Below are 16,550 nucleotides of genomic sequence, written 5' to 3' on the forward strand. Positions count from 1 at the left end.
GATCCCTCGCTTCTGAGGGGATTCCTCCGAACGCCGGTCCGCCCTCAGCGCAGCGGGCCGTCGCCCGGCTCCTCCTGGTGGGAGTAGCGCTGCTCGCGCCACGGGTCGGCGAGGTTGTGGTAGCCGCGCTCCTCCCAGAAGCCCCGGCGGTCGGCCCGCATGTACTCCACCGCGCGGACCCACTTGGGGCCCTTCCAGGCGTACAGCCCGGGGACGATCAGCCGGACGGGGAAGCCGTGCTCGGCGGTCAGCGGCTCGCCGTTGCGGTGGGTGGCGAAGATCGTCCGCGGGTCGGCGAAGTCGGCCAGCCGCAGGTTGGCGCTGTAGCCGTACTCGGCCCAGACCATCACGTGGGTGACGCCGGGCGCGGGGGGCTCCAGGTCGAGGAGGGCGGCGGCCGGCACGCCCGACCACTCGTTGCCGAGCAGCGTGAACTTGGTGACGCAGTGCAGGTCGGCGACGACGGTGGTGCGCGGCAGGGCGTGGAAGGCCTCGAAGTCCCAGCTGTGCTTCTCCGCCGAGGCGGTCGCGCCGAACACCTGGAGGTCCCAGGTCAGCGGTTTGAAGCGGGGTACGGGCCCGTAGTGCAGGGCGGGCCAGCCGCGCTGCACGCGCTGCCCCGGGGGGAGCCTCGGGTCAGACGGCGGAAGCGGTTCTTGTTCGGACTGACCCATGACTCCATGGTGACAGACGGCGGTCGACGCGCCGTGCGCGCCCCTTGGCGCGGCCACGCGCCCCATCCCCAAGAACCGGTGGTCGAGCCCGTATCAGCTCAAATCGGATATTCCGAAACATGTCCTAGTGAGTGTGAACTTACTGGAATTTCCTCCCATTTCGATGCCAGGATGCGCAGCGCAGGAGTCACAACAGGCCGTAGCGCAGGGAGGCACCAGCCATGCAGGGCGACCCAGAGGTCATCGAGTTCCTCAACGAGCAGCTCACCGCGGAGCTCACCGCGATCAACCAGTACTTCCTGCACGCCAAGATGCAGGAGAACTTCGGCTGGACGAAGCTCGCCAAGTACACCCGGCACGAGTCCTTCGACGAGATGAAGCACGCCGAGACCCTCACCGACCGGATCCTCTTCCTGGACGGGCTGCCGAACTACCAGCGGCTGTTCCACGTCCGGATCGGCCAGACGGTCAAGGAGATGTTCGAGGCGGACCGCCAGATCGAGGTCGAGGCGATCGACCGGCTGAAGCGCGGGATCGTCGTGATGCGCGCCAAGAACGACGTCACCTCGGCGAACATCTTCGAGGACATCCTGGCCGACGAGGAGCACCACATCGACTACCTCGACACCCAGCTGGAGCTCCTGGAGAAGCTCGGCGAGGCGCTCTACCTCGCCCAGGTGATCGAGCAGCCGGAGTCCTGAGCCCTCAAGGCCGAGCCCTCAGCCCGAGTCCTCAGGCCGCGCGCAGCGGGGCGACCAGGGCCGGGGCGGCGGGAGCCGCGGCGGCCACCGGCGCGGGCGCGGCCTGGGCCTGCGGGTCGGCCAGGCCGAGCTTCGCGGCGAGGCGGGCGGTCGGGCAGGGCCGGGCGCCGTGCTCGCCGAGCAGGGCCTGGATCCGGCGGACGCAGGACCCGCAGTCGGTGCCGGCCTTGCAGCCCCGGGCGATCTGGCGCGGGGTCTCGGCACCGGCGTCGATCGCCTTCTTCACCTGGTCCTCGGTGACCGCATGGCACATGCACACGTACATCGCGGACTCTCCAGGGTGGTGCGGCGCCGACTGGCGGAACGATCTTGACTAAGGCTTGCCTTACTTCACTAAGCCTCACCTTACCCGGCGATCCGGGTACGAAAAAGCCCCTCCGGGCTCGGGGACCCCGAATCCGGAGGGGCTTTCGTCACATTCGTTCAGCGGTGACCCGCCGGCGGCGGCTCACCCGTGGCAGCTCACTGGCCGCGGTACATCTCCGCCACCAGGAACGCCAGGTCCAGCGACTGGCTGCGGTTGAGCCGCGGGTCGCAGGCCGTCTCGTAGCGCTGGTGCAGGTCGTCGACCAGCACCTCGTCGCCACCGCCGACGCACTCGGTCACGTCGTCGCCGGTCAGCTCCACGTGGATGCCGCCCGGGTGGGTGCCCAGCGCGCGGTGCACCTCGAAGAAGCCCTTGACCTCGTCGAGCACGTCGTCGAAGCTGCGGGTCTTGTGGCCGCTGGAGGCCTCGAAGGTGTTGCCGTGCATCGGGTCGCAGATCCACACCGGCTGGGCGCCGGACGCGGTGACCTTCTCCACCAGGGTGGGCAGGTGGTCGCGGACCTTGCCCGCGCCCATCCGGGTGATGAAGGTGAGGCGGCCCGGCTCGCGCTCCGGGTCCAGCTTCTCGATCAGGGTCAGTGCCTCGTCGACCGAGGTGGTCGGGCCGAGCTTGACGCCGATCGGGTTGCGGACCTTCGAGGCGAACTCGATGTGCGCGTGGTCCAGCTGGCGGGTGCGCTCACCGATCCACACCATGTGGCCGGAGACGTCGTACAGCTCGCCGGTGCGCGAGTCCACACGGGTCAGCGCGGTCTCGTAGTCGAGGATCAGCGCCTCGTGCGAGGAGAAGAACTCGACGGTCTTGAACTCCTCCGGCGCCACACCGCAGGCGTTCATGAACGCCAGGGCGTTGTCGATCTCCCGGGCGAGCTGCTCGTAGCGCTGGCCGGCCGGCGAGTTGCGCACGAAGTCCTGGTTCCAGGCGTGCACCTGGCGCAGGTCCGCGTAACCACCGGTGGTGAACGCGCGCACCAGGTTCAGCGTCGCGGCGGACGCGTTGTACATCCGCTTGAGACGCTCCGGGTCCGGGATGCGGGACTCGGGGGTGAAGTCGAAGCCGTTCACCGAGTCGCCGCGGTAGACCGGCAGCGTCACGCCGTCGCGGGTCTCGGTCGACTTGGAGCGCGGCTTGGAGTACTGGCCGGCGATCCGGCCCACCTTCACGACCGGCACCGAGGCCGCGTACGTCAGCACGGCGGCCATCTGCAGCAGGGTCTTCAGCTTGTTGCGGATGTGCTCCGCCGAGACGCCGTCGAAGGCCTCGGCACAGTCACCGCCCTGCAGCAGGAAGGCCTCCCCGCGCGCCACGGCTCCGAGCCGGGCGCGCAGCTGGTCGCACTCGCCGGCGAACACGAGCGGCGGATAGGAGGCGAGCTCCGCAAGGGTCTTGCGCAGAGCCTCTTGGTCCGGCCATTCAGGCTGCTGCGCCGCGGGCAGGGACTGCCAGGAGTGGCCAGTCCTCGATGTCTCAGTCGTCACGGTCACACCACCAAGGCTACGGGGTGACCCGAGCGATTCGTGACCATTGCCCGAGGGGTGAGACATAACTCGGACAAACACGTGACCGGGCTCACCCTCCCCGCACGATCCGCTACGCTCGAAACATGCACGCGCCCCACACCCACTCCTGGTGGTGGGCCTCCCCCAAGGGTGGCCCACCGATCGCGCGTTCCTAGACGAACACGACGGCCGCCCCTCGGGGCGGCCGTCGGCATATGCGCAGACGGCCCTCCGGGAGCGGATCCCAGCACCGCACCTCACCAGTCCCCCGGAAGGAAGCCGCTCCGTGACCGCCACCGCCGACCTGCTCGCCCGCCTCACCGCTCCCGACGCGCCCGCGTTCGCCCTGCTGCACCGCCGCACCCCCCGGCTCGCCCCGGACACCGTCGAGGTGCTGGTGGGCACCGTCGACAGCTACCAGAACCTCGCCGACCTGCCGGTCCGCACCGGCGTCCCGGCCGACGGCCCGGTGCACGACCTGCTCGCGCTCGTCCCGTACCGGCAGATCCGCGAGCGCGGCTTCGAGGCGCACGACGACGGGACCCCGCTGCAGGCCCTCTCGGTGACCGAACAGCACACCCTGCCGCTGGCCGAACTCACCGCCGCCCTGCCGCAGTCGCCGGTCTCGCTCACCGGCGGCTCGTTCGACATCGACGACGAGGCGTACGCCGCGATCGTCCGCCGGGTGATCGAGGAGGAGATCGGCAACGGCGAGGGCGCCAACTTCGTGATCCGGCGCGACTTCGGCGCCACCCTGGAGAACTTCTCGCCCGCACTCGCACTCACCCTGTTCCGGCGGCTGCTGGAGCAGGAGCGCGGCGCCTACTGGACCTTCCTGGTGCACACCGGGGACCGTCTTGCCGGAGGCGAGCCAGGTCGCTGTCTGGTCGGCGCCTCCCCCGAGGTGCACGTCCGGCAGAGCGGCGGCACCGTCGTGATGAACCCGATCTCCGGCACCTACCGCTATCCGGCCGGCGGCTCGGACATCGACTCGCTGCTCCGGTTCCTCCACGACCCCAAGGAGCTGGAGGAACTGACGATGGTCGTCGACGAGGAGCTCAAGATGATGTGCACGGTCGGCGACCTCGGCGGCCAGGTGCTCGGGCCCCGGCTCAAGGAGATGTCCCACCTCGCCCACACCGAGTACGAGCTGCGCGGACGCACCTCGCTGGACGTCCGCAAGGTGCTCCGCGAGACGATGTTCGCCGCCACCGTCACCGGCAGCCCGGTACAGAACGCCACCCGGGTCATCAAGCGGTACGAGCCCGGCGGGCGCGGCTACTACTCCGGCGCGCTCGCCCTGATCGGCCGCTCCGCCAGCGGCGGGCAGCTGCTGGACTCGCCGATCTGCATCCGCACCGCCGACATCGACCCGGCCACCGGCCGCCTGGTCGTCCGGGTCGGCGCCACGCTCGTCCGCCACTCCGTCCCCGAGTCCGAGGTCGCCGAGACCCACGCCAAGGCCGCCGGGGTGCTCACCGCGATCGGCGCCCGGCCCGCGCCCGCCCGGCTGCCCGGCCCCACCGGCCCCCGGCTGGCCGACGACCACCGTGTCCAGGCCGCCCTGGACGCCCGGCGGGCCGACCTCGCCCCGTTCTGGCTGCGGATGCAGACGCCGACCGTGGTCACCGAGCCCGCGCCGACCCTGGTGGTCGACGGCGAGGACACCTTCACCTCGATGCTCGCCCACCTGCTCACCTCGATCGGCCACCAGGTCAGCGTCGTCCGCTACGACGCGCCCGGGCTGCCCGCCCTGCTGGCGGCGCACCGCGGGCCGCTGGTGCTGGGCCCCGGGCCCGGCGACCCGGCGCTCGCCGACGACCCCAAGATGGCCCTGCTGCGGCCGGTCGTCGCGGACGCCCTGGCCGCGGTCCGGTCCGGGGCCCGCACCGCGCCGCTGCTCGCGGTCTGCCTCAGCCACCAGCTGCTCTGCGGCGAGCTCGGGCTGGCGCTGGGCCGCAAGGACGTCCCGTACCAGGGGGCGCAGGAGAGCGTCGACCTGTTCGGCACCAAGCACACCGTCGGCTTCTACAACACGTTCACCGCGCGCTGCTCGGACGCCGACGCGGCCCGGCTCGCCGCACAGGGCGTCGAGGTGGCCCGGGACGCCGCCACCGGGGACGTCCACGCGCTGCGCGGGCCCGGCTTCGCCGGCCTCCAGTTCCACCCCGAGTCGGTGCTGACCCGCGACGGCGTCGGCATCGTGGCGGGCCTGCTGCGCGACGCCGCGCCCGACCGGGCCTGAGCCACCGCGTGAGCCGCCGGTGGTGGCGGCTCCCGGCACCGGCCCCCCACCGCACGCGGGACCGCCGACGCGGCCGGACCCGCCGGAGCCGTCAGATGTCGTCGTCCAGCCCCTGCTCGATCGCGTACCGCACCAGTTCCACCCGGTTGTGCAGTTGCAGCTTGCCGAGCGTGTTCTGGACGTGGTTCTGCACCGTCCGGTGCGACAGCACCAGCCGGTCGGCGATCTGCCGGTACGACAGGCCCTTGGCCACCAGGCGCAGGACCTCGGTCTCCCGCACGGTCAACTGCGGGACGGCCGGCGCGGAGGCCGGGGCCGGTTCGGCGGCCAGCCGGCGGAACTCGCCCAGCACCAGGCCGGCCAGGCCCGGGGTGAACACGGCGTCGCCCACGGCCGTGCGCCGCACCGCGTCCAGCAGCTCCTCCCGCCCGGCCGACTTGACCAGGTACCCGGTCGCGCCGGACTTCACCGCCTCCAGCACGTCCTGGTGCTCGCCGCTGGCCGAGAGCACCAGCACCCGCACCGCCGGATCCTGCGCGACCACCTGGCGGCACACCTCGGCGCCGGGCAGACCGGGCAGGTTGAGGTCCAGCACGACGACCTGCGGCGAGCAGGCGCGGGCCCGGCGGACGGCCTCCTCGCCGTCGCCCGCGGTGGCCACCACGTCGAGCCCCGCCTCGGCGAGGTCCCGCGAGACGGCGTCGCGCCACATCGGGTGGTCGTCCACGACCATCACCCGTATCGGCCGGTCAGTCGTCGGCTGATCGGTCATCAGAGCCCTTCCTCGGGACACGGAGTTCGACCTCGACGCCCTCTCCGGGCGCCGAGTACAGCTCGGCCGTGCCGCCGAGGTCCAGCAGCCGGCCGCGGATGGACTGGGAGACGCCCAGCCGCCCGGCCCGCTCCGCCTCGCCGAGGCGGCCGGGGGCGAAGCCGGGGCCGTCGTCGCGGATGCTGACCGTGACGGCCTGCGGCTCGTCCTCCACCAGGATCCAGGCCCGGGCCCGCTCCCCGGCGTGCCGGCGGACGTTGTCGACGGCGGCGCCGACCGCCGCGGCCAGTTCGCCGGCCGCCCCGGCGGGCAGCAGCACCGGCCCGCCGGGGGCGGACAGCGTGATCCGCTCGTCGGCGTACGGGCGCAGCAGCGCGGTGAGGTCCTGCGGCTCCCCGGCCCCGCACCCCTGCGGGCGCTGCCCCGGGATCGGGCCGCCGGTCATCAGCGCCCGCAGGGCGCGCTCCTGCTCACCGGCCAGTCGGCCGAGTTCGGCGAAGTCGGCGTCGCCGCCCGGGCGTCCACCGGCCGCAGCCGCGGCGCCCTCGGCCGGCCGCGCGGTGAGTTCGGCGCCGTGGCGCTGGACGAGGGCGAGCACCTGGAGCACGCCGTCGTGGATGTCCCGGGAGAGCCGCTCGCGCTCCCGGGTGGCCGCCTCGACCTGGAGTGCCCGGGTGAGCGTCGCCTCGCTGGCGCGGGCCAGTTCGATGACGTAGCCGATGGCGCAGCCAGCCACCATCAGCAGCATGATGTTGTGGATGTTGTCGCCGGTCGGGCCGCCGTGGCCGAGGATGTTGGCGACGCCGATCACCGTGCCCGCGGCGGCCGCCCAGCGCCAGCCGCCCTTGCCGGCGAAGCCGAGCACCGTGCCGGCGGCCCAGATGGTCGGCAGGGTGGGCGCGCCGTGGCTGATCCGTACCGGGTCGTCGGTCAGGCCGCTCATCACGATGCCGGTGACGGCGAGGGTGAGGTCGGTGCCGAGCACGTACCAGGTGCAGCGCTGCGGGCCGGCGAAGGCCCGGGTGCTGGCGAGTGTCCAGAGGGTGAGTGTGCCGAGGAAGATCCAGCCGGCGACGGGGTGCAGGAAGTCCAGGTAGGAGTTGAGGTAGCGCAGCAGGGCGTAGCACAGGGCCAGCACCCGGAAGTAGGAGATGGCCTTCCACAACGGCAGTTCGACGGACATGCCCCCGGCCGCGACCGCGCCGCCGACTGCCCCGGTTCTCTCGCCGTCCGTCATCCTTGCGCCCCTCCCCTGGGCCGTGCCCGCGGTCGTCAGGCCGACCCGGTCTCCTTCGGCTCCTGCCCGGACTGCTCAGCCTGCTCGGCCTTCTCCGTCGCGGCGGCCTTGTCGGCGGCGGCCTTCTCGGCATCCGCCTCCGCCTTCTCCGCCTTGGCGGCGGCCTTGCGCTCGGCGTCGGCCTTCTTCTTGTCGTCGGCGATCTGCCGCTTGGCGGCGGTCGCGTAGATGTCCACGTACTCCTGGCCGGAGAGCCGCATGATCTCGTACATCACCTCGTCCGTCACCGAACGGAGGATGAAGCGGTCGTTCTCCATGCCGTGGTAGCGGGAGAAGTCCAGCGGGCGGCCGATCCGGATGCCGGGGCGGGTGCCGAAGTTGGGGATCACCTGACCGGGCGGCTGGACCTTCTCAGTGTCGATCATGGCGACCGGGATGACCGGCGCGCCGGTGGCCAGCGCGACGCGGGCCAGGCCGCCGACCTTGCCGCGGTACAGCTTGCCGTCGGGCGAGCGGGTGCCCTCGGGGTAGACGCCGAACAGCTCGCCGCCGTCCAGCACCGCGATGGCGCTGCGGATCGCGGCCTCGCCCGCGCCGCGCACGCCCGAGCGGTCCACCGGCAGCTGGCCGACGCCCTTGAAGAACGCGGCGGTCAGCCGGCCCTTGATGCCCGGGGTGTTGAAGTACTCGGCCTTCGCGATGAAGGTCACCCGGCGTTTGATCAGCGCGGGGAAGAAGAAGGAGTCCGAGAAGGACAGGTGGTTGCTCGCGATGATGGCCGCGCCCTCGGTGGGGATGTTCTCCTCACCCTCGATCCACGGCCGGAAGAAGATCCGAAGCAGTGGCGCGACGATCATCTTCATCAGTCGGTAGAACAACCCGGGCCTCCTGTTATGCGGACCGGTCGATCCTAATGCCCCGTGGGCTCGGCCCGCGCCCCGCCCCGCCCCGGCGGGCCGCCGCCGGACTCCCGCAGGCACTCGCACGGGGGCCTCCGCGAGGGGCGCGCGGCCCGCGCGGAGGCCGCCATGAGGGGTGTACGTCCCGGGCGGGGCCGTGGGACGATGCGGATTCCCGCAGCCTCCCCCTCCAGCGTTCCTCCCCCAGCGCCACCCGCCCGCGAAGGAGTCCGCCATGCCGTTGCTGCCCGGTGCCGAACCGTACCGCCACCACGGCGGACCGGTGGGGGTGCTGCTGTGCCACGGCTTCACCGGATCGCCGCAGTCGCTGCGGCCCTGGGCGGAGGAACTGGCGGCGGCCGGGTTCAGCGTGTCGCTGCCGCTGCTGCCCGGGCACGGCACCCGGTGGCGGGACATGCAGGTCACCCGCTGGGAGGACTGGTACGCCGAGGTCGAGCACGAACTGCTGACGCTCTCCGCCGAGTGCGAGCAGGTCTTCGTCTGCGCGCTGTCGATGGGCGGCGCGCTGGCGCTGCGGCTGGCCGCGCTGCACGGTCCGGCGGTGTCCGGGCTGGTGCTGGTCAACCCGTCGGTGCGCTCGGACAACCCCGCGAGTGTGCTGCTGCCGGTGCTGCGGCACCTCGTGCCGAGCGTGCCCGGGGTCGCCGACGACATCGCCAAGCCCGGCGCGGTCGAGCTGGGCTACGACCGGACGCCGCTGAACGCCGCCTGGTCGCTGGGCCGGCTGTGGCGGGACGTCCAACGGCGGCTGCCGCAGGTGACCCAGCCGGTGCTGCTGTTCCGCAGTCCGCAGGACCACGTCGTCTCGCCGGCCAACTCGGAACTGGTGCTGGCCCGGATATCCTCGACCGACGTGACGGAGCGGCTGTGCCAGCGCAGCTTCCACGTCGCGACGCTGGACCACGACGCGGCGGAAATATTCGCGGCCAGCCAGGACTTCATCCGACGGCTGGCCCCCGCGCACGCGGTGGGCGTCACCGGGGTCGAATCCGACGATCACCATGGCTGAAGGGCCGGAAGTGCACGAGAGCAGCACGGCGGGCGGCGGGGACGAGGCACCCCGCGAGGACGGCACGGCGAAGGACAGCACAGCGAAGGACGGCACGGCGAAGGACGGCACCGCGCACAGCGGCGCCCCGGCGGACCGTCCGGGGGCGGACGGCGTCACCGCACCGGCCGCGGAGGCCGCCGAAGCACCGGCCGCCGACCGGCGCCCGGCCGAACCGGACGCCACCGCGCCCGCGGAGCCCCGCACCCGGCGCGCCCCCGAGCGCAGCCAGGCCGAGCAGGACGAGATCTTCGCCGCCCTGGTCGCCCAGTTCGACGACCCCGTGGACCTCACCAACCCCAACTGGCCGGAGGTCGAGAACCTCCGGGCCCAGAGCGAGCTGAAGGGCGGCTTCAAGGACGCCCCCGGCTCCCGGACCGACCCGGACGACCTCGCCGACCTCGCCCCGCAGCCCCGCCCCCGCTCCGGTCGGCCGGTGATGCCGGCGGCGGGCTCGGGCCCGCGCGACTTCGAGCTGGCCGAGGAGACCGACGAGGACCACTACGTCCCGCCGGAGCCCCCGCCGCTGCCGACGGCCGACGTCACCGCGAAGTTCGCCTGGCTCGCGGTGCTCGGCGGCCCCGCCCTGCTGCTGTTCGACGCGGTGGTGTGGCGGGAGATCGCCGGCTGGCCGGCCTGGGTCGGGATCACCGCCTTCCTCGGCGGCTTCGTCACCCTGGTGACCCGGATGAAGGACCGCGACGAGGACGAGCCCGAGGACCCGGACAACGGCGCCGTGGTCTGAGCCAAGCTCCTAAGCCTCCGGCAGCTCCAGCACCGCGAGCACCGGCAGGTGGTCGGTCGCGGCGCGCAGGTCGGCCTCGGTGACGCCGGGCAGCCCGTGCGGCACCCCGCAGCCGAGGACGGTGATCCCGGGCGTGGCGAACACGGCGTCGATCCGCTGGTAGGGGCGCTCGGGGACGGACGTGAACTCGCCGCCCCAGGGCGCGGTCGGGTACCCGTCCTGGAGCCGCGCGGCCAGCAGCTGCCAGCCCCTGCCGTCCGGGTGCTCGTTGAAGTCCCCTGCCACGATGCCGTGTTCGGCGATCCCGAGCTGGTCGAGCAGCAGCTCGAACTGGCCGTACCGCTCGTCGGCGTCCAGGCTGAGGTGGCAGCTGGTGAGGGTGAACGGCGCCGTTCCGGGCAGTCGCAGCAGCGCGGTGGCGAAGCCGCGGGCGTGCAGGCCACGGGTCTTGGGCAGCAGCCGGTCGTGCACGCCCAGCAGTTGCGCCGCGCCGGGCCGGCCGAGCAGCAGCGGCCCGGCGGCGGTCCGGCCGCCGCCGGCCAGGACGACCGTCCCGGTGCTCCGGGCCAGCCGGGCGGCCTGGCCCTCGGGCCGCCAGTAGCGCGGTGACTCCTGGATGCAGACCAGGTCGGGTGCGCAGGCCCGGATCACCCGGGCCAGCGCCCGCCGGTCGTCCCGCAGCGAGCGGATGTTGTAGCTGAGCAGGCGCAGCCGGCGCGGGCCGGGCGGCGGCGGTTCGGCGGGTGCCGTGGTCATGGTCCTGGTCCTCCCCGTACGTGGTGCGTGGGACGACCGTACGGCAGGGCCGGGGGCGTGCGTCGGCGGCGGCGCGTCCGGGGTTGGTCGGGGTCCGGTCGCACCGCCGCCGGCGGGTTCAGGGGGTGGCTACGCGGTGCGGGCCAGGTCGGCGGCGCCGACGATGCCGGCGGCGGAGCCCATCGAGGCCAGCACGACCTCGGCGCGCGGGCGGTGGATGCCGCCGGTGAGGTAGTGCTCGAAGGCCTTGGCGACCGGGTCGAGCAGCAGACGGCCGGAGTCGGAGACGCCGCCGCCGAGGACGAAGACGCCCGGGTCGAAGAGCGCGGCGAGGTCGGCCATGCCGCGGCCGAGCCAGTCGGCCAGTTCGGCGTAGCACTCCAGGGCGAGCGGGTCGCCCTCCTCGGCCGCCTCGGTGATGTGGATGCCGCGGATGGTCTCGGCGACGCCGTCGTTGAGCTCCAGCATCCGCCGGCCGCGCACCTGGTCGGCGGCGGCCTTCTCCCGACCGTAGCGGCGCAGCGCCCGCCCGGAGCCGTACTGCTCCCAGCAGCCCTTGCCGCCGCAGCCGCAGGTCAGGCCGTCGGGGACCATGTTGAGGTGGCCGATCTCGCCGGCCACGCCGAACCGGCCGCGGTGCAGCCGGCCGTCGAGGACGATGCCGCCGCCGATGCCGGTGCCGACGGTGATCAGCACCATGTCCTGGTGGTCGGCGGCGGCGCCGAAGCGGAACTCGGCCCAGGCGGCGCAGTTGGCGTCGTTCTCGACGACGGTGTCCAGGCCGGCGAGCTCCTCGATGCGGCCGCGCAGCGGCTCGTTCTCCCAGTCGATGTTGGGCGCGAAGATCACCGTGGAACGGTTGCTGTCCACGAAGCCGGGGGCGCCGACGCCGACGGCGGTGACGTCGGGGTGCTGCTCCTTGAGCTCGCGCACGGCCTGCGCGATGGCATCGACCGCCCACTGCGGGTCGGCCGGGGTGGGCACCCTGGTCCGGGCCAGGATCGCGCCCGCCTCGTCGACCACGCCTGCCGCGATCTTGGTCCCGCCGACATCGACGCCGATGGTCAGAGCCATGTGTCCCTCAGCTATTCACTCGTTCCCGCTGGGCGGAACGGTACCGCCCAACCCTGCCCCCCGTACACAGCCTCGCATACATTAACCGAAGACAATCATGGACCAACCGGGCCGTGACGCTTCAAAAGTCGTATCTAATCGCCCGCTTCGTCACGCACCAGAGCAACGCGATCACGGTTCGAAGGTTACGGATTCACTGCTTGGCGGACGCCTCGTCAGGCGTGTCGAGGTCGATCCGCTCGGTGGCGGCGCCCTCGCCGGCCGTCCAGCGGTGCTCGTGGCCGGCCACCGCGGCCCGGTAGGCGGCCAGCAGCTCGGTGCCCGCGGCGGCCAGCCCGGAGCCGGCGGCGGCGAGGTGGGAGTAGACCTCGGGCTGCTGGGTGCGCAGCCGGTCGGCCAGCCCGGAGAGGGTGATCAGGGTGTCGGCGCTCGCCTCCTGCGCCTTCTGGCCGACGGCGGAGGCGAGCTTGCGCACCTCGTCCACCAGCGGGCCCAGCTCCGGCCCGAACGGGTGGGCCTGCGGACCGCCCGGCTCGGCGGTGGGCTCGGTCCGGTCGTCGGTGCTGGTCATCGCGGGCGCCTCCTCAGCCGGGGCCGCACCCCGCGGCCCTCGGGCCCGACGCTACCGGACAGCCCGTAGGGGCCCCGAAAGCACTTCAGCCCCGGGGCCAGAGCGCCGGGTCGGGCGCGAACCGCACCGAGAGCGCCCCGTCGTGCAGGCTCGCGCCGGCCACCGTGCAGCGGCGCAGCGCGGACGGCAGGGTGAGCACCCGGCGGTGGGCACCGAGGCCGACCACCAGTTCGTCGCCGCGCCGGACGAGGTCCAGCTCGGCCCGGTCGGCGCCGGGCAGTGCGAGGTGCCAGACCAGCAGGCCCTCCTCGGCGAGGCGGTCCTCGACCGGCCAGGGCTCGGGGGCCAGCCGCTCCGGGCCGGGCCCGTCCCCGTACAGCCGGTCGGCGACGGCCTCCAGGGTGGCCTCGGCCAGTCCGGTGGCCAGCACCGGGGCGTCGGTCTCGGCCGCGAGCTCGGCCAGCTCCTCCCGGCGGCGGCGGGCCAGCGCGGCCAGCCACGGGTCCGGCGAGTCGGCCGCGCCCTCGGGCAGCACGCCGTGCACCACGACGGCGTCCGGCCGGTGGCCGTGCAGGGCCAACCCGGCCCGGATCCGGCCCAGTTCCTGGTACGGGTGGCCGTCGGCGGGCACGACCAGGCGCACGCTGGTGCCGGGCGCGGCGATCGCGGCGCGGGACTCGGCGAGCACCGCGGCGGCCTTGGTCCGCCCCTCGTACAGCCACTCGGCGGGCATCGGCACGCCGGCCAGGCCGGCCAGCAGCGGGCGCAGCGCCCGGGCCGCCTGCCGCTGCTCGGGGACGAGCCGGTCCAGGTAGCGCTCCAACTGCTCGGGCAGGGCGAGGGTGGCGATCAGCTCGGCGGGCGGCGGGGCGAGCACGACCAGGACGTCCTGGTCGGCGGCGGGCAGGGCGCGCAGCAGGGCGATCCGGGCGATGCCGGGGAGGGCGGTCAGCTCCTCGGGGTCGAGCTGCTCGGCACCGAGCAGGTCGAGGGCGGGCTTGAGCCGACTGGTGAGCTCGCCGGCGGCGTACCGGAAGGCGGCCTGCTCGTCGATCCGGGAGACGGTCAGGCCGGGTGCGTAGCGGGCCGGTTCGGGCTCCAGGCGGGTGCCGAGGACGCCGTCCAGGGCGCGGTGCGGGTCGTCGGCGGCCAGCAGCCAGGTGCGGTGGCCGCGCCGGGCCGCGTGCAGGGCGGTGGCGGCGGCCACCACGGGCGCGCCCGCGTCGCCGCTGACCAGGATGGTGCGTGTCGCCGTCATGCCGTCGGCCCCCGTTCCGCCGCGTCAGCCCTGGACGGGCTTCTTGCCGTCGGCGTCCTCGACGCGCTTCTTCAGACCGGCCAGGGCGCGGTCGATGATGACCTTCTCGGCCTTGCGCTTGATCATGCCGAGCATCGGGATCTTGACGTCCACGGCGAGCTGGTACGTCACCTCGGTGCGGCTGCCGGAGAGCGGGGCGAGCGTGTAGGAGCCGTCCAGCGAGCGGAGCATCTGGCTGCGCACGAGGGTCCAGCCGACCTCGCGGTCGCCGTCCCAGGTGTAGGCGAGGACGTGCTCGTCGCGGATGGCGCCGGCGTCGAGCAGCAGGCGGACCTGGGCGGCGCGGCCGTTCTCGCCGGCTTCCAGGACCTCGACCTCCTTGACCTCGCCGGTCCAGGCCGGGTAGGCGGCGAAGTCGGCGATCACGGCCATGACCGTGGCCGGGGTCGCGTCGATGGTGATGCTCGACCTGGTGTGCTCCGCCATGGAATGGCCCTCCGCGTCGTCCCTCTGCCTGCCGGTCCGGTCGAGCGTGCTCGGCCTTGTCCGCCCGGAGCAGGCTACCGCGACCGGCGATCGGCTCGGCCGCGCGGGCCACGGCTCGGCGGGGGCCCGGCGCCGGTCGGCGGGGCATGCTACCGGCCGGTCACCTCGGGGCTGTCGTAGGGTGCCATTCGAACGACCCGGTCACGGCCTGGTCGGACCCGGCCGGGTGTGACACTTCGAACACCGGAGCCGACCCCCCTGGTCGAAGCTGCCTACCGGGCAGTAACGTCCTGCCGTCCCGCAGCGTCGCGAACGAGGAGCAGTCTTGCTCGACTTCAGCCTTCCGGCTCTCTACCAGGTACCCAGCGGCGGTAATCTCTCCGACCCTGTGCACCGGAACGCAGCGGAGCACCCGGATGTCGCGGTGCTCAGCCGTAAGGTGGACGGCCGCTGGCAGGAGTTGACCGCGGTGCAGTTCCTGGCCGAGGTGCACGCCGCCGCCAAGGGCCTGATCGCCGCGGGCATCGAGCCGGGCGACCGGGTGGGCGTCATGTCCCGCACCCGGTACGAGTGGACGCTGCTGGACTTCGCGATCTGGACGGCCGGCGCGATCACCGTCCCGGTGTACGAGACCTCCTCCGCCGAGCAGGTCGAGTGGATCCTCGGCGACTCCGGCGCGGTCGCCGTCGTCACCGAGACCGACCAGCACGTCAAGGTCGTCGACGAGGTCCGCGGCCGGCTGACCGGGCTGAAGCACACCTGGCAGATCGAGGGCGGCGCGATCGCCGCGCTGGCCGAGGCCGGGAAGGACGTCCCGGACGAGACGGTGCAGGAGCGCCGCTCGACCGCGACCGCCGACTCGATCGCCACCATCGTCTACACCTCGGGCACCACCGGCCGCCCGAAGGGCTGTCAGCTGACGCACGCCAACTTCCTCGCCGAGTGCGGCAACGTGGTGGAGCGCCTGGCCCCGCTGTTCCGCACCGGCGACAGCTCCGTCCTGCTGTTCCTGCCGCTGGCCCACGTGCTCGGCCGGATCGCCGAGATCGCCACTGCGATGGCGCCGATCAAGCTGGGCCACGTCTCCGACATCAGGGACGTCACCGCCGAGCTGGCCGCCTTCAAGCCGAGCCTGATCCTGGGCGTGCCGAGAGTCTTCGAGAAGGTCTACAACACCGCCCGCGCCAAGGCCCAGGCCGACGGCAAGGGCAAGATCTTCGACAAGGCCGCCGACACCGCGATCGCCTACAGCCGGGCGCTGGACGCCGGCGGCGCGGGCCTGGTCCTGCGGATCAAGCACGCGGTCTTCGACAAGCTGGTCTACAGCAAGCTGCGCGCCGCCCTCGGCGGCCGGGCCACCCACGCCATCTCCGGCGGCGCCCCGCTCGGCGAGCGGCTGGGCCACTTCTACCGGGGCATCGGCTTCACCGTCCTGGAGGGCTACGGCCTGACCGAGACCTGCGCGGCCACCGCCTTCAACCCGTGGGACAAGCCGAAGATCGGCACGGTCGGCCAGCCGGTCCCCGGCGCCTCGGTGCGGATCGCCGAGGACGGCGAGGTCTTCTTCAAGGGCCCGCACGTCTTCACCGGCTACTGGAACAACCCGCAGGCCACCGCCGACACCCTCAAGGACGGCTGGATCGCCACCGGCGACCTCGGCTCGCTGGACTCCGAGGGCTACCTGACCATCACCGGCCGCAAGAAGGAGATCATCGTCACCGCGGGCGGCAAGAACGTCGCCCCGGCCGTGATCGAGGACCGCATCCGGGCGCACGCGCTGGTCGGCGAGGTCATGGTGGTCGGCGACCGCAAGCCCTTCGTGGCCTGCCTGGTCACCGTCGACCCGGACTTCTTCCCCAAGTGGAAGGAGCTCAACGGCAAGCCCGCCACCGCCACGGTGGCCGAGCTGAGCCAGGACCCTGACCTGCTGGCCGCCCTCCAGGCCGCGGTGGACGACGGCAACGCGGCCGTCTCGCACGCCGAGGCGGTCAAGAAGTTCCGCCTACTGGACACCGAGTTCTCCGAGGAGAGCGGGCATCTGACACCCTCCCTCAAGCTCAAGCGCAACCTCGTGCTGAAGGACTTCGCCGCCGACATCGAGGCGATCTACCAGAAGTAGCCGCAGGGCCCCGCCTCCGCGGAAGGAGGCGGGGCCCGCTCACGTGCCCAAGCCCGG

General features: G+C 73.1%; 16 protein-coding genes. 5 read left to right on the forward strand and 11 right to left on the reverse strand.

What is annotated here, in order from left to right:
- Positions 1-44: 44 nt before the first annotated feature.
- Entirely contained in the window at positions 45-674 is a 630-nt protein-coding gene (locus ACFV61_RS04420; RefSeq protein WP_063347259.1) for a molybdopterin-dependent oxidoreductase, read from the reverse strand.
- Positions 675-895: 221 nt separating this feature from the next.
- Here ACFV61_RS04420 and bfr point away from each other — a divergent pair, with 221 nt between their 5' ends.
- A complete protein-coding gene (gene bfr, locus ACFV61_RS04425; RefSeq protein ID WP_063347260.1) occupies positions 896-1,375 on the forward strand; it encodes a bacterioferritin in 480 nt (159 codons plus the stop codon).
- Positions 1,376-1,406: 31 nt separating this feature from the next.
- Here bfr and ACFV61_RS04430 read toward each other — a convergent pair whose 3' ends face one another.
- Together ACFV61_RS04430 and ACFV61_RS04435 are read right to left on the reverse strand one after the other, a co-directional pair.
- Entirely contained in the window at positions 1,407-1,700 is a 294-nt protein-coding gene (locus ACFV61_RS04430) for a bacterioferritin-associated ferredoxin (protein ID WP_063347261.1), read from the reverse strand.
- 197 nt (positions 1,701-1,897) lie between these two features.
- Entirely contained in the window at positions 1,898-3,307 is a 1,410-nt protein-coding gene (locus ACFV61_RS04435) for a class II 3-deoxy-7-phosphoheptulonate synthase (RefSeq protein ID WP_380336515.1), read from the reverse strand.
- A gap of 241 nt (positions 3,308-3,548) precedes the next feature.
- Here ACFV61_RS04435 and ACFV61_RS04440 point away from each other — a divergent pair, with 241 nt between their 5' ends.
- Positions 3,549-5,507 (forward strand): anthranilate synthase family protein, encoded by a 1,959-nt coding sequence (locus ACFV61_RS04440; RefSeq protein WP_380490109.1) that lies wholly within the window; start codon positions 3,549-3,551, stop codon positions 5,505-5,507.
- Between the two features lie 91 nt (positions 5,508-5,598).
- Here ACFV61_RS04440 and ACFV61_RS04445 read toward each other — a convergent pair whose 3' ends face one another.
- From ACFV61_RS04445 to ACFV61_RS04455, 3 genes are read right to left on the reverse strand one after another with little or no spacing between them, the layout of a single operon-like run.
- Positions 5,599-6,279, reverse strand: a complete 681-nt coding sequence (locus ACFV61_RS04445; RefSeq protein WP_380490110.1) for a response regulator — start codon at positions 6,277-6,279, stop codon at positions 5,599-5,601.
- Positions 6,257-7,516: a MacS family sensor histidine kinase gene (macS, locus tag ACFV61_RS04450; protein WP_380490111.1), complete on the reverse strand. Its 1,260-nt coding sequence runs from the start codon at positions 7,514-7,516 to the stop codon at positions 6,257-6,259. Before macS ends, ACFV61_RS04445 begins: the two co-directional genes overlap by 23 nt.
- A gap of 35 nt (positions 7,517-7,551) precedes the next feature.
- Entirely contained in the window at positions 7,552-8,379 is an 828-nt protein-coding gene (locus tag ACFV61_RS04455; protein WP_079136233.1) for a lysophospholipid acyltransferase family protein, read from the reverse strand.
- Positions 8,380-8,650: 271 nt separating this feature from the next.
- Between ACFV61_RS04455 and ACFV61_RS04460 the strand changes: the two genes are divergently transcribed.
- On the forward strand, positions 8,651-9,445 hold the full coding sequence (locus ACFV61_RS04460; protein ID WP_380490112.1) for an alpha/beta hydrolase: 795 nt from the start codon (positions 8,651-8,653) through the stop codon (positions 9,443-9,445).
- The gene (locus tag ACFV61_RS04465; RefSeq protein ID WP_380490113.1) at positions 9,438-10,229 is read left to right on the forward strand and encodes a hypothetical protein; all 792 of its coding nucleotides are present in this window, start codon (positions 9,438-9,440) and stop codon (positions 10,227-10,229) included. Before ACFV61_RS04460 ends, ACFV61_RS04465 begins: the two co-directional genes overlap by 8 nt.
- Positions 10,230-10,238: 9 nt before the next feature.
- Here the strand turns inward: ACFV61_RS04465 and ACFV61_RS04470 are convergent, their stop codons facing one another.
- The 5 genes from ACFV61_RS04470 to ACFV61_RS04490 all read right to left on the reverse strand — a co-directional run bounded on the left by ACFV61_RS04470 (position 10,239) and on the right by ACFV61_RS04490 (position 14,374).
- Complete coding sequence (locus ACFV61_RS04470; RefSeq protein ID WP_063347267.1) at positions 10,239-10,985, reverse strand: endonuclease/exonuclease/phosphatase family protein; 747 nt, start codon at positions 10,983-10,985, stop codon at positions 10,239-10,241.
- A 129-nt stretch (positions 10,986-11,114) separates the two neighbouring features.
- Complete coding sequence (locus ACFV61_RS04475) at positions 11,115-12,059, reverse strand: ROK family glucokinase (protein ID WP_063347268.1); 945 nt, start codon at positions 12,057-12,059, stop codon at positions 11,115-11,117.
- A 193-nt stretch (positions 12,060-12,252) separates the two neighbouring features.
- Positions 12,253-12,630, reverse strand: coding sequence for a DUF5304 family protein (locus ACFV61_RS04480; RefSeq protein ID WP_350884427.1), 378 nt, complete (start codon positions 12,628-12,630; stop codon positions 12,253-12,255).
- 85 nt (positions 12,631-12,715) lie between these two features.
- Positions 12,716-13,888 (reverse strand): ArsA-related P-loop ATPase, encoded by a 1,173-nt coding sequence (locus ACFV61_RS04485; RefSeq protein ID WP_363377758.1) that lies wholly within the window; start codon positions 13,886-13,888, stop codon positions 12,716-12,718.
- 24 nt (positions 13,889-13,912) lie between these two features.
- Complete coding sequence (locus tag ACFV61_RS04490; RefSeq protein ID WP_063347271.1) at positions 13,913-14,374, reverse strand: SRPBCC family protein; 462 nt, start codon at positions 14,372-14,374, stop codon at positions 13,913-13,915.
- Positions 14,375-14,699: 325 nt separating this feature from the next.
- Between ACFV61_RS04490 and ACFV61_RS04495 the strand changes: the two genes are divergently transcribed.
- Positions 14,700-16,493 (forward strand): long-chain fatty acid--CoA ligase, encoded by a 1,794-nt coding sequence (locus ACFV61_RS04495; RefSeq protein ID WP_063347272.1) that lies wholly within the window; start codon positions 14,700-14,702, stop codon positions 16,491-16,493.
- The last annotated feature ends 57 nt before the right edge of the window (positions 16,494-16,550 follow it).

It is taken from the genome of Kitasatospora sp. NPDC059817 (genome assembly GCF_042731835.1).
Lineage (GTDB): Bacteria > Actinomycetota > Actinomycetes > Streptomycetales > Streptomycetaceae > Kitasatospora.

What these genes read in the sequence shown, in the direction of transcription:
- ACFV61_RS04455 (WP_079136233.1), bottom strand. Translation starts at nt 8,379, where the DNA reads ATGAAGATGATCGTCGCGCCACTGCTTCGGATCTTCTTCCGGCCGTGG.
- ACFV61_RS04490 (WP_063347271.1), bottom strand. Translation starts at nt 14,374, where the DNA reads ATGGCGGAGCACACCAGGTCGAGCATCACCATCGACGCGACCCCGGCC.
- ACFV61_RS04430 (WP_063347261.1), bottom strand. Translation starts at nt 1,700, where the DNA reads ATGTACGTGTGCATGTGCCATGCGGTCACCGAGGACCAGGTGAAGAAG.
- ACFV61_RS04465 (WP_380490113.1), top strand. Translation starts at nt 9,438, where the DNA reads ATGGCTGAAGGGCCGGAAGTGCACGAGAGCAGCACGGCGGGCGGCGGG.
- macS (WP_380490111.1), bottom strand. Translation starts at nt 7,516, where the DNA reads ATGACGGACGGCGAGAGAACCGGGGCAGTCGGCGGCGCGGTCGCGGCC.
- ACFV61_RS04435 (WP_380336515.1), bottom strand. Translation starts at nt 3,307, where the DNA reads ATGTCTCACCCCTCGGGCAATGGTCACGAATCGCTCGGGTCACCCCGT.
- ACFV61_RS04475 (WP_063347268.1), bottom strand. Translation starts at nt 12,059, where the DNA reads ATGGCTCTGACCATCGGCGTCGATGTCGGCGGGACCAAGATCGCGGCA.
- ACFV61_RS04485 (WP_363377758.1), bottom strand. Translation starts at nt 13,888, where the DNA reads ATGACGGCGACACGCACCATCCTGGTCAGCGGCGACGCGGGCGCGCCC.
- ACFV61_RS04460 (WP_380490112.1), top strand. Translation starts at nt 8,651, where the DNA reads ATGCCGTTGCTGCCCGGTGCCGAACCGTACCGCCACCACGGCGGACCG.
- bfr (WP_063347260.1), top strand. Translation starts at nt 896, where the DNA reads ATGCAGGGCGACCCAGAGGTCATCGAGTTCCTCAACGAGCAGCTCACC.
- ACFV61_RS04445 (WP_380490110.1), bottom strand. Translation starts at nt 6,279, where the DNA reads ATGACCGATCAGCCGACGACTGACCGGCCGATACGGGTGATGGTCGTG.
- ACFV61_RS04480 (WP_350884427.1), bottom strand. Translation starts at nt 12,630, where the DNA reads ATGACCAGCACCGACGACCGGACCGAGCCCACCGCCGAGCCGGGCGGT.
- ACFV61_RS04420 (WP_063347259.1), bottom strand. Translation starts at nt 674, where the DNA reads ATGGGTCAGTCCGAACAAGAACCGCTTCCGCCGTCTGACCCGAGGCTC.
- ACFV61_RS04470 (WP_063347267.1), bottom strand. Translation starts at nt 10,985, where the DNA reads ATGACCACGGCACCCGCCGAACCGCCGCCGCCCGGCCCGCGCCGGCTG.